At 56.3% G+C, this 13,366-nt stretch carries 13 protein-coding genes and 1 pseudogene; 9 read left to right on the top strand and 5 right to left on the bottom strand.

Annotated features, from left to right (window positions below):
• Positions 1-57: 57 nt before the first annotated feature.
• Complete coding sequence (locus QMN93_RS19495) at positions 58-1,326, top strand: OprD family outer membrane porin (protein ID WP_073001280.1); 1,269 nt, start codon at positions 58-60, stop codon at positions 1,324-1,326.
• A 52-nt stretch (positions 1,327-1,378) separates the two neighbouring features.
• Here QMN93_RS19495 and speB read toward each other — a convergent pair whose 3' ends face one another.
• The 4 genes and pseudogenes from speB to QMN93_RS19475 all read right to left on the bottom strand — a co-directional run.
• Positions 1,379-2,299 (bottom strand): agmatinase, encoded by a 921-nt coding sequence (speB, locus tag QMN93_RS19490; protein WP_014071686.1) that lies wholly within the window; start codon positions 2,297-2,299, stop codon positions 1,379-1,381.
• 208 nt (positions 2,300-2,507) lie between these two features.
• Positions 2,508-4,484: a biosynthetic arginine decarboxylase gene (gene speA / locus QMN93_RS19485; protein WP_023309121.1), complete on the bottom strand. Its 1,977-nt coding sequence runs from the start codon at positions 4,482-4,484 to the stop codon at positions 2,508-2,510.
• 8 nt (positions 4,485-4,492) lie between these two features.
• Positions 4,493-4,624 (bottom strand): acid stress response protein YqgB, encoded by a 132-nt coding sequence (yqgB, locus tag QMN93_RS19480; protein WP_127341063.1) that lies wholly within the window; start codon positions 4,622-4,624, stop codon positions 4,493-4,495.
• 94 nt (positions 4,625-4,718) lie between these two features.
• A pseudogene (locus QMN93_RS19475) lies at positions 4,719-4,808 on the bottom strand (hypothetical protein); the annotation flags it as partial.
• 479 nt (positions 4,809-5,287) lie between these two features.
• Between QMN93_RS19475 and metK the strand changes: the two are divergent.
• The 8 genes from metK to ruvX all read left to right on the top strand — a co-directional run bounded on the left by metK (position 5,288) and on the right by ruvX (position 12,371).
• Positions 5,288-6,442 carry a methionine adenosyltransferase gene (metK, locus tag QMN93_RS19470; RefSeq protein WP_010435443.1) on the top strand — a complete coding sequence of 385 codons (1,155 nt, stop codon included), beginning with the start codon at positions 5,288-5,290 and terminating at the stop codon, positions 6,440-6,442.
• Positions 6,443-6,801: 359 nt separating this feature from the next.
• Positions 6,802-8,199 (top strand): galactose/proton symporter, encoded by a 1,398-nt coding sequence (gene galP / locus QMN93_RS19465; RefSeq protein ID WP_023309123.1) that lies wholly within the window; start codon positions 6,802-6,804, stop codon positions 8,197-8,199.
• Positions 8,200-8,257: 58 nt separating this feature from the next.
• A complete protein-coding gene (locus QMN93_RS19460; RefSeq protein ID WP_045888327.1) occupies positions 8,258-8,755 on the top strand; it encodes a SprT family zinc-dependent metalloprotease in 498 nt (165 codons plus the stop codon).
• 94 nt (positions 8,756-8,849) lie between these two features.
• Positions 8,850-9,557 (top strand): deoxyribonuclease I, encoded by a 708-nt coding sequence (endA, locus tag QMN93_RS19455; RefSeq protein WP_023333343.1) that lies wholly within the window; start codon positions 8,850-8,852, stop codon positions 9,555-9,557.
• A 51-nt stretch (positions 9,558-9,608) separates the two neighbouring features.
• Positions 9,609-10,340, top strand: a complete 732-nt coding sequence (rsmE, locus tag QMN93_RS19450; protein WP_058841908.1) for a 16S rRNA (uracil(1498)-N(3))-methyltransferase — start codon at positions 9,609-9,611, stop codon at positions 10,338-10,340.
• A 19-nt stretch (positions 10,341-10,359) separates the two neighbouring features.
• Positions 10,360-11,307, top strand: coding sequence for a glutathione synthase (gshB, locus tag QMN93_RS19445; RefSeq protein ID WP_029739222.1), 948 nt, complete (start codon positions 10,360-10,362; stop codon positions 11,305-11,307).
• Positions 11,308-11,394: 87 nt separating this feature from the next.
• Complete coding sequence (locus QMN93_RS19440; RefSeq protein ID WP_008499752.1) at positions 11,395-11,955, top strand: YqgE/AlgH family protein; 561 nt, start codon at positions 11,395-11,397, stop codon at positions 11,953-11,955.
• The gene (ruvX, locus tag QMN93_RS19435) at positions 11,955-12,371 is read left to right on the top strand and encodes a Holliday junction resolvase RuvX (RefSeq protein ID WP_029739223.1); all 417 of its coding nucleotides are present in this window, start codon (positions 11,955-11,957) and stop codon (positions 12,369-12,371) included. The genes QMN93_RS19440 and ruvX overlap by 1 nt, the downstream gene beginning before the upstream one ends.
• A 10-nt stretch (positions 12,372-12,381) precedes the next feature.
• Here the strand turns inward: ruvX and QMN93_RS19430 are convergent, their stop codons facing one another.
• Positions 12,382-13,362 (bottom strand): type IV pilus twitching motility protein PilT, encoded by a 981-nt coding sequence (locus tag QMN93_RS19430; RefSeq protein ID WP_073001283.1) that lies wholly within the window; start codon positions 13,360-13,362, stop codon positions 12,382-12,384.
• Positions 13,363-13,366 lie beyond the last annotated feature (4 nt).

The raw sequence follows: 13,366 nt of genomic DNA, 5'->3' as shown, positions 1-13,366 counted from the left end.
TAATTATCACCCCCGCAGTTATTCAAATTACTATATCCAGACAGAGACGTTCCCTCCGTGAAAAAAGAATTATCATTAATTGCTTTAAGCTTATTTGCTGCATTACCTGCCACTGCAAGCCAGCAATCCAACAGCCAGGGTTTTATTGACGACAGCCATCTGGATCTGTTTTTACGCAATGCGTATATCAGCCGCGACTACCATCAGGGCAAGCAGGACAAAGCCGAGTGGGGTCAGGGGATCATCGCCACGTTTGCATCCGGCTATACCGAAGGGCTGGTGGGCTTTGGCGTGGACGGTATTGCTCAATACGGCGTGCGCCTGGACGGCGGCCGTGGCAAAAGCGGCGCAGGCGGCATCGACTTCTTTAAACAGGAAGACGACGGCCGGGCAAAATCCGATCTGGCAAAGTTTGGCGCAACCGCCAAAATGCGCATCTCGAATACCGTACTGAGCTACGGAAATCAGCGCCCTGAGCTGCCCATCGTGAATGCCGACAGCTCCCGCCTGCTGTTTGAAAGCTACACCGGCACCATGCTGACCTCGAAAGAGATCGACGGTCTGGAAATCAACGCCGGTTACTTCACCGACGAGCAGCGTAAAAGCGATGACCGCCACGACAGCGGGCTGAAGAGCCTCTCCTTCGGCGGTGCGAGCTATCAGTTTAACGACCAGTTCAGCGGCGCGCTGTACGCCTCTCATAATGAAGAGGTAATGAACAAGCAGTACCTGGGCATGAACTTCAAACAGCCGTTCAGCACCGGGCAGCAGCTGGTGCTCGACTTCAACGGCTATAACTCCCGTCTGGATCAGGGTTACGCGGACAGCCTCGACACGGGCCGCAGCAACACCATCTGGAGCCTGGCGGCGAGCTACATCTGGGATATTCACACGTTCAAAGTGGCGTACCAGCAGAGCAGCGGCAGCACCGGCTACAACTACGGCGGCTATCGCGACAAGGGCGGCGTGGGTGACGGCGGAAACACCATCTGGCTGGCGAACTCCTACTGGTCTGATTTTAATGGCGAAGACGAACGTTCCTGGCAGGCATCCTACGGTCTGGACTTTGGCGGTCTTGGCTTACCGGGCCTGAGCTGGACCACTGCCTACGTACGTGGGGATAATATTAAAACCTCTGAAACCAGCAACGGCAAAGAGCACGAGTGGTTTAACCAGATCCAGTACCAGGTGCAGGATGGTCCGGCGAAGGATCTGAAGCTTAAACTGCGCTACTCCGTACTGCGCGTCTCCGGCAACGCCAGCGAGTACAACGTGGGCGGGGACGAGATCCGGGCTTATGTGGAATACCCGTTTAACGTGTTCTGAAGGCAATAAAAAACCTCTCAAGAGAGAGGTTTTTTTTCACGCAAGGCGAGGCTTATTCGCCTTTTTTGGCTGCCTGAATATAGAGCATTTCCAGCGCCAGAGTCGCTGCGGCCAGCGCGGTGATCTCGGACTGGTCATACGCAGGCGCCACTTCCACCACGTCCATCCCGACAATGTTCAGATCCTTCAGGCCGCGCACCAGCTTGATGGCACGATCTGAGGTCAAACCGCCGATGACCGGCGTACCGGTACCCGGTGCAAATGCCGGATCCAGACAGTCGATGTCGAAGGTCAGATACACGGGCATATCACCCACGATCTGCTTCACCTGCGCGATGATGTCGTCCACGCCGCGATCGTTAACCTGGCCCGCATCCAGCACGGTGAAACCGTTGTCTTTGTCGAACTCGGTGCGAATGCCGATCTGCACGGAGTGGTTCGGGTCGATCAGACCTTCGTTCGGCGCGGTGAAGAACATGGTGCCGTGGTCAAACTCGCAGCCGTTCGCGTAGGTGTCGGTATGTGCATCGAAGTGCACCAGCGCCATTTTACCGAAGTGCTTCGCATGGGCGCGCAGCAGCGGCAGGGTCACGAAGTGGTCGCCGCCGAAGGAGAGCATGCGCTTACCGGCAGCCAGCAGCTTCTCGGCGTGCGCCTGCAGCTTCTCGCTCATCTCACGCGCGTCGCCGAAGGCGTACACCAGGTCACCGCAGTCCACCACGTTCAGGCGCTCGCGCATGTCGAAGTTCCACGGGAAGCGGTTATGCTCCCAGGCCAGGTTAGTGGAAACCTGACGGATCGCTGCCGGGCCGTGACGCCCCCCCGCGCGGCCAGATGTTGCCATATCGAACGGCACGCCGGTGATCACCCAGTCAGCGTCGCTGTCGTACGGCTGGAAGTTCATCGGAAGGCGTAAAAAACCAAACGCGTTAGATACCAGAGAGTTATCGTACTGATGACCTAAAGTGCTCATGTCCTGACCTCTTTTAAAGTCGATACATTAAAAACAGATGAAAAAAAATCCCCTCCGCGTCGTTAAACCCGACGAGGAAGGGATTGATTCGTAAATCGCTTATTGGGGCGAATTATCGCCGGTAATGCATACGGGTTCAAGTGAGTATAGGGCATTGTGCGGTCTGATGCCCTCACCCCGCCCTCTCCCTGTGGGAGAGGGCGTTTTCCTACTCGTCTTCCAGGTAGGTGTACCCGTACAGGCCCGCTTCAAACTCTTCCAGGAACTGCTGCTGGAGCGCATCGTCCAGACCGGTGTTTTTCACCTGGTCGCGGAACTGAGTGAGCAGTTTTTTCGGATCCAGCTGAACGTATTCCAGCATGTCCGCCACGGTGTCTCCTTCATCGGACAGCTCAATTTCCACGTTGCCGTCAGGGAACACGAACACGTCCACAGCTTCGGTATCACCGAACAGGTTGTGCATGTTGCCGAGGATCTCCTGATACGCGCCGACCATAAAGAAGCCCAGCATCGGCGGGTTCTCCGGGTCGTATTCCGGCATTGGCATCGTCGTTGCGATACCGTCGCCGTCGACGTAGTGGTCGATGGCACCGTCGGAATCACAGGTGATATCCAGCAGCACCGCACGACGTTCCGGCGCGTGGTTCAGCCCTTCCAGCGGCAGAACCGGGAACAGCTGGTCGATACCCCAGGCATCCGGCATCGACTGGAACAGCGAGAAGTTGACGTAAATCTTATCCGCCATACGCTCCTGCAGCTCGTCGATAATCGGACGGTGCGCGCGGTTGCTCGGGTCGAGCTGTTTCTGCACTTCATGGCACATGTTCAGGTAGAGCTGCTCCGCCCACGCGCGCTCCTGCAGGCTGAAGGTGCCTGAAGAATAACCCACGTGAATATCATGCAGATCCATCTGGCTGTCGTGCAGCCATTCGCGCAGGGAACGACGCGTGCCCGGCTCGTGCATTTCCTGCCAGGTTTCCCACATGCTTTGCAGGGAACGCGGAGCATCGTCTGCCGGAGGCGTCGCTTCGCTGATTTCGCTACGCTCAACGCCGATGATGTTAGAGACCAGCACCGTATGGTGCGCGGTCACCGCGCGACCTGATTCGGTGATCACCGTCGGGTGCGGCAGGCCGTTCTCTTCACAGGCATCACCGATCGCCCAGATGATATTGTTCGCGTATTCGTTCAGGCCGTAGTTCACCGAGCAGTCAGACTGCGAGCGGGTCCCTTCGTAGTCCACGCCGAGGCCACCGCCCACGTCGAAGCACTGAATATTCACGCCGAGCTTGTGCAGCTCAACGTAGAAACGCGCTGACTCACGCACGCCGGTGGCGATGTCGCGAATATTGGCCATCTGCGAGCCGAGGTGGAAGTGCAGCAGCTGAATGCTGTCCAGACGACCGCGCTCGCGCAGGATTTCCACCAGCTGCAGCACCTGGTTTGCCGCCAGGCCGAACTTGGATTTCTCGCCGCCGGAGGACTGCCATTTACCGGAACCTTGTGACGCCAGACGCGCACGCACGCCAAGGCGCGGCACCACGTTCAGACGTTCGGCCTCTTCCAGCACGATGGCGATTTCGGTCATCTTTTCGATAACCAGATAGACCTTGTGGCCCATCTTCTCGCCAATCAGCGCCAGACGAATGTATTCACGGTCTTTATAGCCGTTACAGACGATCACTGAACGGGTCATGCCCGCATGGGCCAGAACCGCCATCAGCTCCGCTTTGGAGCCTGCTTCCAGGCCCAGCGGCTCGCCGGAGTGGATCAGGGATTCAATCACGCGGCGGTGCTGGTTCACCTTGATCGGGTAAACCAGGAAATAGTCGCCTTTATAGCCGTAGGACTCACGCGCGCGCTTGAACGCGGCGTTAATAGAACGCAGGCGATGTTGCAGGATCTGCGGGAAGCAGAACAGTGCAGGCAAACGCTGGCCCTGAGCCTCACGGGCTTTCACCAGTTTCGCGAGATCCACGCGCGCTTCAGGGACGTCCGGATCCGGGCAGACGCTGATGTGGCCCAGTTCGTTGACGTCGTAGTAGTTATTGCCCCACCAGGCAATATTGTAAGTGCGCAGCATCTTGCTGGCTTCCTCGGAGCTCATCGCAACCTCCTGCATAGAACGTAGTACACCCTGTTCGCCCGCTGACGAAGGCGAAAAAGAAGACATGTCGTCAGACATAGCGAACCTCAACTCTTTGTAATAAGTGTAAAACAGTTGACTACTATCGCAGCGTTATACGGCGATAACAACCCATAAACGGCTCCGTTTCCCAGCAGAGTATGCTGAAAACCAGACCGTGCGACCGGTTTCTTATTCATATCATTGTAAAACACGTATCCGAACTCTGTATGACAAGGTTCGGCGAAACCACGAGAAAACTCTTGTATTAACAAGAGCGCCCTTGTTCAGTTTTCACAAAGCGTGACCGGCCCTGGAATCCTGAGAAGCGCCGAGATGGGTATAACATCGGCAGGTTTGCAGACTAGAAATGCGGGTTGCGGGAATCAAATACGCGCCAGAACGGCTGCGCTGAATGTGCGGAAAACGATGGTTCATTATCTCGTATCACCTCCACGGCCGCCTCTGTTGAAACGGACCACAAGCCAAAGCTAAAAGTTCACTGCTTAACCCGGCTGGAAGTGGCGACACGATGAGTTCATCGAGCGCTTATTTTATATGAGCCGCGCGCCGCGTTTTATACCGAGAACAGGGGTAAAAAGCAAAAGATAAATGTGCGTGTTGCCGGGGCCGTCAGGAATTATTGCCAGCAGCAATTTCAACTGAGTGAGAGGTTAGTCAAAAAAAACTGGAAATCGGGCGAAGAAGTGACCTAAAATAGCCGTCCAGATGTTAATCCATCTATACTGATTAACACTCATACTGCCAGTGTCAAAAACCTGCAGGCCTTGGTAGAATTATCTCCTTTGGCTATTCCGCACAGCAGCTTGAGCTAACCAAATTCCTCTTAGGTGAAATAAAACATGGCAAAACACCTGTTTACGTCCGAGTCCGTATCAGAAGGACATCCTGATAAAATTGCTGACCAAATCTCCGATGCGGTGCTGGATGCGATCCTGGCGCAGGATCCTAAAGCGCGCGTAGCGTGCGAAACCTATGTCAAAACCGGCATGGTTCTGGTTGGCGGTGAGATCACCACCAGCGCATGGGTTGATATCGAAGAGATCACCCGTAATACGGTGCGTGAGATCGGCTATGTGCATTCTGATATGGGCTTTGATGCCAACTCCTGCGCGGTTCTGAGCGCGATTGGCAAACAGTCTCCAGACATCAACCAGGGCGTTGACCGTGCCGATCCGCTGGAACAGGGCGCGGGCGACCAGGGCCTGATGTTTGGCTATGCAACCAACGAAACCGACGTGCTGATGCCAGCACCGGTCACCTACGCACACCGTCTGGTGCAGCGTCAGGCTGAAGTGCGTAAAAACGGCACCCTGCCGTGGCTGCGCCCGGATGCGAAAAGCCAGGTCACCTTCCAGTATGACGACGGCAAAATCGTTGGGATTGACGCGGTAGTGCTTTCTACCCAGCATTCCGAAGATATCGATCAGAAATCCCTGCAGGAAGCAGTGATGGAAGAGATCATCAAGCCGGTTCTGCCGACCGAATGGCTGAGCTCTGCGACCAAATTCTTCATCAACCCAACCGGACGCTTCGTTATCGGCGGCCCAATGGGTGACTGCGGCCTGACCGGTCGTAAAATCATCGTTGATACCTACGGCGGCATGGCGCGTCACGGTGGCGGTGCGTTCTCTGGTAAAGATCCGTCTAAAGTTGACCGTTCTGCGGCGTACGCGGCACGTTATGTGGCGAAAAACATTGTTGCAGCCGGCCTGGCTGACCGCTGTGAGATCCAGGTTTCCTACGCGATCGGCGTAGCTGAGCCAACCTCCATCATGGTTGAAACCTTCGGTACCGAGAAAGTGCCTTCAGAACAGCTGACGCTGCTGGTGCGCGAGTTCTTCGACCTGCGTCCATACGGCCTGATTCAGATGCTGGATCTGCTGCACCCAATCTACAAAGAAACCGCGGCATACGGTCACTTTGGTCGTGAACATTTCCCATGGGAAAAAACCGACAAAGCCGCCCTGCTGCGTGAAGCTGCCGGTCTGAAGTAATCGACTGACATCTGCGTGATAAAAGGCCAGCCTTCGGGCTGGCCTTTTTTTGTTGGTGGCGCCGCAAAGGTGCACATATGGTACCGATTACACCGCACCGGACGCGTCTCGCTTTCAGAATATTCTCTTTGCATGATCGCCTTTCTTCTGCTGTTACATCGCCTTTCAGTTAAGTCTGAAATGTGTTCTTTCGCGATGCATATCACCTCGTTTACCTCTATATTTTCAAAGCTTTAATTATTTTTACGGTTGCGCGTTAGTGTAACCGATTACACCAATGTGATTAATCTCACATATTTTTACGGGTCACTCACCTACCCTTTACATCAATAAAACTGATAACCCAACTGGAGGGCATAATGCCTGACAATAAAAAACAGGGGCGTACGTCCAACAAGGCGATGACATTCTTCGTCTGTTTCCTCGCCGCCCTGGCAGGATTACTTTTTGGCCTGGATATCGGCGTGATTGCCGGTGCATTACCTTTCATCACTGACGAGTTCCAGATCAGCGCTCACACCCAGGAGTGGGTGGTCAGCTCCATGATGTTCGGCGCCGCCGTCGGTGCCGTCGGCAGCGGCTGGCTCTCCTTCAAGCTCGGGCGTAAAAAGAGCCTGATGATCGGCGCGATCCTGTTCGTTGCCGGTTCACTCTTCTCTGCCGCAGCGCCTAACGTTGAGGTCCTGCTGGTTTCCCGCGTGCTGCTCGGCCTGGCCGTGGGCGTGGCGTCCTATACCGCCCCGCTTTACCTGTCTGAAATCGCGCCGGAGAAAATCCGCGGCAGTATGATTTCGATGTATCAGCTCATGATCACCATCGGTATTTTGGGCGCGTATCTTTCCGATACCGCGTTTAGCTACAGCGGCGCATGGCGCTGGATGCTCGGCGTGATCATCATCCCGGCAATTCTGCTGCTGATTGGCGTCTTCTTCCTGCCGGACAGCCCGCGCTGGTTTGCCGCGAAACGTCGATTCCACGATGCCGAACGCGTACTGATGCGCCTGCGCGACACCAGCGCCGAAGCGAAAAACGAGCTGGAAGAGATCCGCGAAAGCCTGAAGGTCAAACAGTCCGGCTGGGCGCTGTTTAAAGAGAACAGCAACTTCCGCCGCGCGGTGTTCCTCGGCGTGCTGCTTCAGGTGATGCAGCAGTTCACCGGGATGAACGTCATCATGTATTACGCGCCAAAAATCTTTGAGCTGGCGGGCTATACCAACACCACCGAACAAATGTGGGGAACCGTCATCGTGGGTCTGACCAACGTGCTGGCGACCTTTATCGCCATCGGCCTGGTGGACCGCTGGGGACGTAAGCCAACCCTGACGCTGGGCTTCCTGGTGATGGCGGCCGGTATGGGTGTCCTCGGTACCATGATGCATGTGGGCATTCACTCACCAACCGCCCAGTACTTTGCGGTCGGCATGCTGCTGATGTTTATCGTCGGGTTTGCGATGAGCGCCGGCCCGCTGATTTGGGTGCTGTGCTCTGAGATCCAGCCGCTGAAAGGGCGTGATTTTGGTATCACCTGCTCTACCGCAACCAACTGGATTGCCAACATGATCGTCGGCGCAACGTTCCTGACCATGCTCAATACCCTGGGCAACGCGAACACCTTCTGGGTCTACGCTGGTCTGAACATCTTCTTTATTGTGCTGACTATCTGGCTGGTTCCAGAAACCAAACACGTTTCTCTGGAACATATTGAACGTAACCTGATGAAAGGTCGTCCGTTGCGCGAAATCGGCGCCCACGACTAATCCTCATGCGGGAGGCGCCTCTTGCGCCTCCCCGCTTCGCACTTTATGCTCTGCCTCTATGAAAGCACCCCGTCTCCCCATCGCCCTTCAGCAAGCCGTTATGCGCTGCCTGCGGGAAAAACTCGCCCAGGCGAACCTGAAGCTCGGTCGCAATTACCCTGAACCTAAGATCGTTTATCAGCAGCGCGGAACCGCGGCGGGTACCGCCTGGCTCGAGCCCTATGAGATCCGCCTTAACCCGGTGCTGATGATGGAAAACCAGCAGGCGTTTATCGAGGAAGTGGTACCGCACGAGCTGGCGCATTTGCTGGTGTGGAAACACTTCGGACGCGTCGCGCCCCACGGAAAAGAGTGGAAGTGGATGATGGAAGCGGTGCTCGGCGTTCCGGCACGCCGTACCCATCAGTTCGAGCTGGAATCGGTGCGCCGCAATACCTTCCCCTACCGCTGCCAGTGTCAGCAGCACCAGCTTACCGTCCGCCGCCATAATCGCGTGGTGCGCGGCGAGGCGACCTACCGCTGCGTCAAATGCGGCGAGCCGCTGGTTGCGGAATAATCATCTGAACTTTCAGGAACTTTCCTGATCTGACTGATTGCATACGGGAACAACATTCGTTACGTTGCGGGCTCGTTTTGACACGGAGTGTAAGATGTCCCGTAATTTTTCTCTCGCGGTCGCCTTTCTGACGACGGCGCTCTCAGGCCATGCTCTGGCCGACGGTATCAACAGTTTTTCCCAGGCCAAGGCAGCAGGCGTGAAGGTGAACGCCGATGTGCCGGGCGATTTCTACTGCGGCTGTAAAATTAACTGGCAGGGTAAAAAAGGGGTCGTTGACCTTGAGTCCTGCGGCTATAAGGTGCGTAAAAACGAAAACCGCGCCAGCCGCATTGAATGGGAACATGTCGTTCCGGCCTGGCAGTTTGGCCACCAGCGCCAGTGCTGGCAGGATGGCGGACGTAAAAACTGCGCCAAAGATCCGGTTTATCGCCAGATGGAAAGCGATATGCATAACCTGCAGCCTGCCGTCGGTGAAGTGAACGGTGACCGGGGTAATTTCATGTACAGCCAGTGGAACGGTGGCGAAGGCCAGTACGGCCAGTGCGGTATGAAGGTTGATTTTAAAGAGAAAGTCGCCGAGCCCCCTGCCCGCGCGCGCGGCAGCATTGCCCGCACCTACTTCTATATGCGTGACCGTTACGACCTCAACCTCTCCCGCCAGCAGACGCAGCTGTTCAACGCCTGGGACAAGCAGTACCCGGTGACGGAGTGGGAATGCCAGCGCGACGAACGCATCGCCAGAGTCCAGGGGAATCACAACCCTTACGTCCAGCGGGCTTGCCAGGCGCAAAAGAGCTAACCTACACTACGGCAATTCGCTTATATCGCATGACACATGGAATTTCTGACTATGCGCATTCCCCGCATTTACCATCCTGAACTGATTACCGCAGGCCGCGAAATCGCTCTGTCTGATGACGCCGCCAACCACGTTGGCCGCGTGCTGCGCATGGGCGCAGGTCAGGCAATACAGCTGTTCGACGGCTCGAACCAGGTTTTCGACGCGGAAATCACGCGGTCTGATAAAAAAAACGTACACGTTAACGTCCTGCGTGGCGAAGTGGATGACCGGGAATCACCGCTGCACATCCATCTGGGCCAGGTGATGTCGCGCGGCGAGAAAATGGAGTTCACCATTCAGAAATCCATTGAACTGGGTGTAAGCCTCATTACGCCACTTTTTTCTGAGCGCTGTGGCGTTAAACTGGATGCGGAACGTCTGAACAAAAAGATCCAGCAGTGGCAGAAAATTGCCATTGCGGCTTGCGAACAGAGTGGCCGCAACCGTATTCCGGAGATCCGCCCGGCGATGGATCTGGAGGACTGGTGTGCAGAAGAGGAGAGCGGGCTGAAGCTCAATCTTCATCCGCGCGCCAGCGCCAGCATCAATACGCTGCCTCTGCCCGTTGAGCGCGTACGCCTGCTGATTGGCCCCGAAGGCGGCCTGTCGGCGGATGAAATTGCGATGACGGCACGTTACCAGTTTACTGATATTCTGTTGGGACCTCGCGTTCTGCGCACTGAGACAACGGCACTCACGGCCATTACCGCGCTACAGGTACGGTTTGGCGATCTGGGTTGAAGCATTAACGGAGAAGAACATGATCAAGCTCGGCATCGTGATGGACCCCATCGCAAACATTAACATCAAGAAAGATTCCAGCTTCGCCATGCTGCTGGAAGCGCAGCGTCGCGGCTATGAACTCCACTATATGGAGATGAACGATCTTTACCTGATCAACGGTGAAGCCCGCGCGCGCACCCGCATCGTTAACGTCGAGCAGAACTACGACAAATGGTACGAGTTCGGCACCGAGCAGGATATTGCCCTGGCCGATCTCAACGTCATCCTGATGCGTAAAGATCCGCCGTTCGACACCGAATACATCTACAGCACCTACATCCTTGAGCGTGCAGAAGAGAAAGGCACGCTGATCGTCAACAAGCCGCAGAGCCTGCGCGACTGCAACGAGAAGCTCTACACCGCCTGGTTCTCTGACCTGACGCCGGAAACCCTGGTGACCCGCAGCAAAGCGCAGCTGAAAGAATTCTGGCAGAAGCACGGCGATATCATCATGAAGCCGCTGGACGGCATGGGCGGCGCGTCGATTTTCCGCGTGAAAGAGAGCGACCCGAACATTGGCGTGATTGCCGAAACGCTGACCGAACTGGGTACGCGCTACTGCATGGCACAGAACTATATTCCGGCGATCAAAGACGGCGATAAGCGCGTTCTGGTGGTAGATGGCGAACCGGTTCCTTACTGCCTGGCGCGTATCCCGCAGGGTGGCGAAACTCGTGGGAACCTGGCAGCCGGTGGCCGCGGCGAGCCGCGTCCGCTGACCGAAAGCGACTGGGAAATTGCCCGTCGCGTTGGCCCGACGCTGAAAGCCAAAGGCCTGATCTTCGTTGGCCTGGATATCATCGGCGATCGTCTGACCGAAGTGAACGTCACCAGCCCGACCTGCATTCGTGAAATTGAAGCGGAATTCCCGATTTCGATCACCGGAATGCTGATGGACGCTATCGAAAAACGTTTACAGAAATAACCTAACAATACTATTAGTGACAGCGCCTGTGTTTGTCCCCATACTGGGCGCTGTCGCTTTTTAAACCAGGAAACAGTACCTCTGACAATGAATTTACAGCATCACTTTCTTATTGCCATGCCTGCTCTCCAGGACCCGATTTTTCGCCGCGCCGTGGTTTATATTTGTGAATACAATGAAGACGGCGCGATGGGTATTATCATTAATAAACCGCTGGAAAATCTTCAGGTTGAAGGAATTCTGGACAAGCTGAAAATACCGGCTGAAGCGCGACTTCCGGAAATCCGGCTTGATAAACCGGTGATGCTGGGTGGACCTCTTGCAGAAGATCGCGGCTTTATCCTGCATACGCCGCCGGTATTCTCTTCAAGTATTCGAATTTCGGATAACACCGTCATCACGACCTCGCGCGACGTGCTTGAAACGCTGGGCACCGCTGAGCAGCCTTCTGAAGTGCTGGTGGCGCTGGGCTATTCGTCGTGGGAGAAAGGCCAGCTTGAGCAAGAGATCCTCGATAACGCCTGGCTTACCGCGCCTGCGGACATGAATATCCTGTTTAAAACCCCGATCGCCGATCGCTGGCGTGACGCGGCAAAGCTTATTGGCATTGATATCCTTACCATGCCTGGCGTAGCGGGGCACGCCTGATGAGCGGAACGCTTCTGGCCTTCGATTTTGGTACTAAAAGCATTGGCGTCGCCGTGGGTCAGCGCATCACCGGTACCGCGCGTCCGCTTACGGCCCTGAAGGCCAACGACGGCACGCCAGACTGGAATCTTATCGAGCGTCTGCTCAAAGAGTGGCAGCCGGATGACGTGATTGTTGGGCTCCCGCTGAACATGGACGGTACAGAACAGCCGCTTACCGCCCGGGCGCGTAAGTTCGCCAATAAAATCCATGGCCGCTTTGGCGTCTCCGTGAAGCTTCACGACGAGCGTCTAAGCACCGTCGAAGCGCGTGCGGGCCTGTTCGAGCACGGCGGCTTCCGGGCGCTCAACAAAGGCAGCGTGGACTCCGCTTCAGCAGTAATCATCCTCGAAAGCTATTTCGACCAGGGCTTTTAAACACAGGGGTCTAAAGCCGCCCCTGCGCCCGTCTCTCCGCCAGGCTCTGGTCAAAGTTCTGCATTCCTGCCTGCTGACCGGTCTGGATGATGCCGGGCAGTTGCCACGTTTTCCCTTCACGAATCAAATTCGCCGCCGCCGCAGTGTTCACCAGCAGTTCATACAACGCGACGCGCCCGCCCTGTAGATCGGGAAGCAGCCTCTGCGCCAGCACCGCCCGCAGGCTACCGGCCAGCTGGCTACGCACCGGATCTTTCTCCTGCGCCGGGAACGTATCGACCAGCCGTTCAATCGCCTGCGATGCCCCGCGCGTATGCAGCGTCGCCAGCACCAGATGGCCGGTTTCCGCCGCCGTCAGCGCCAGGCGGATCGTTTCGCTGTCGCGCAGCTCCCCCAGCAAAATAACGTCCGGATCCTGGCGCAAGGCACTGCGCAGCGCTTCGGCAAATGACGGGCTGTGCTGGCCTATCTCACGCTGCTGGATCAGGCAACGTTCGCTCTGGTAGATAAACTCCACCGGATCTTCAAGCGTGAGGATATGGCCGTCAGCATGGTGATTGAGAAAATCGACCATCGCCGCCAGCGTAGTGGATTTGCCGCTGCCGGTCGCCCCCGTGACCAGAATCAGCCCGGCGTCATTGGACAACAGTTCCGGGATAGCCCGCGGCGCGCCCAGCGAAGAGAGCTGTGGGCAGCTACGCGGCAACAGCCGCAGCGTCAAAGAGACACCTCTCATCTGCTTAAAGGCACTGCCGCGCAGCCGCTGGCCTCCCGTTACCGTCGCGGCAAAATCCACCTGCCCCTTTGCCCACCATATCCCCTGCTGCTCATCGTTGAGCCATGCTTTTAATAACGCTCCGACATCGGGAGGCGGAAAGGGAGCGGGTTCAAGCCGACCTAATCTGCGCCAGCGCGGTGGCGAATCACTGCACAGGTGTAGATCGGAGACGTTATGCTTTACACTAAGGGCCACAATTTCTTCCACATCCATAGAC

This window comes from Enterobacter sp. R-1.6.2, from assembly GCF_035064085.1.
GTDB classification, from domain to species: domain Bacteria; phylum Pseudomonadota; class Gammaproteobacteria; order Enterobacterales; family Enterobacteriaceae; genus Enterobacter; species Enterobacter asburiae_B.
This window is presented reverse-complemented; position numbering and strand designations above follow the sequence as displayed.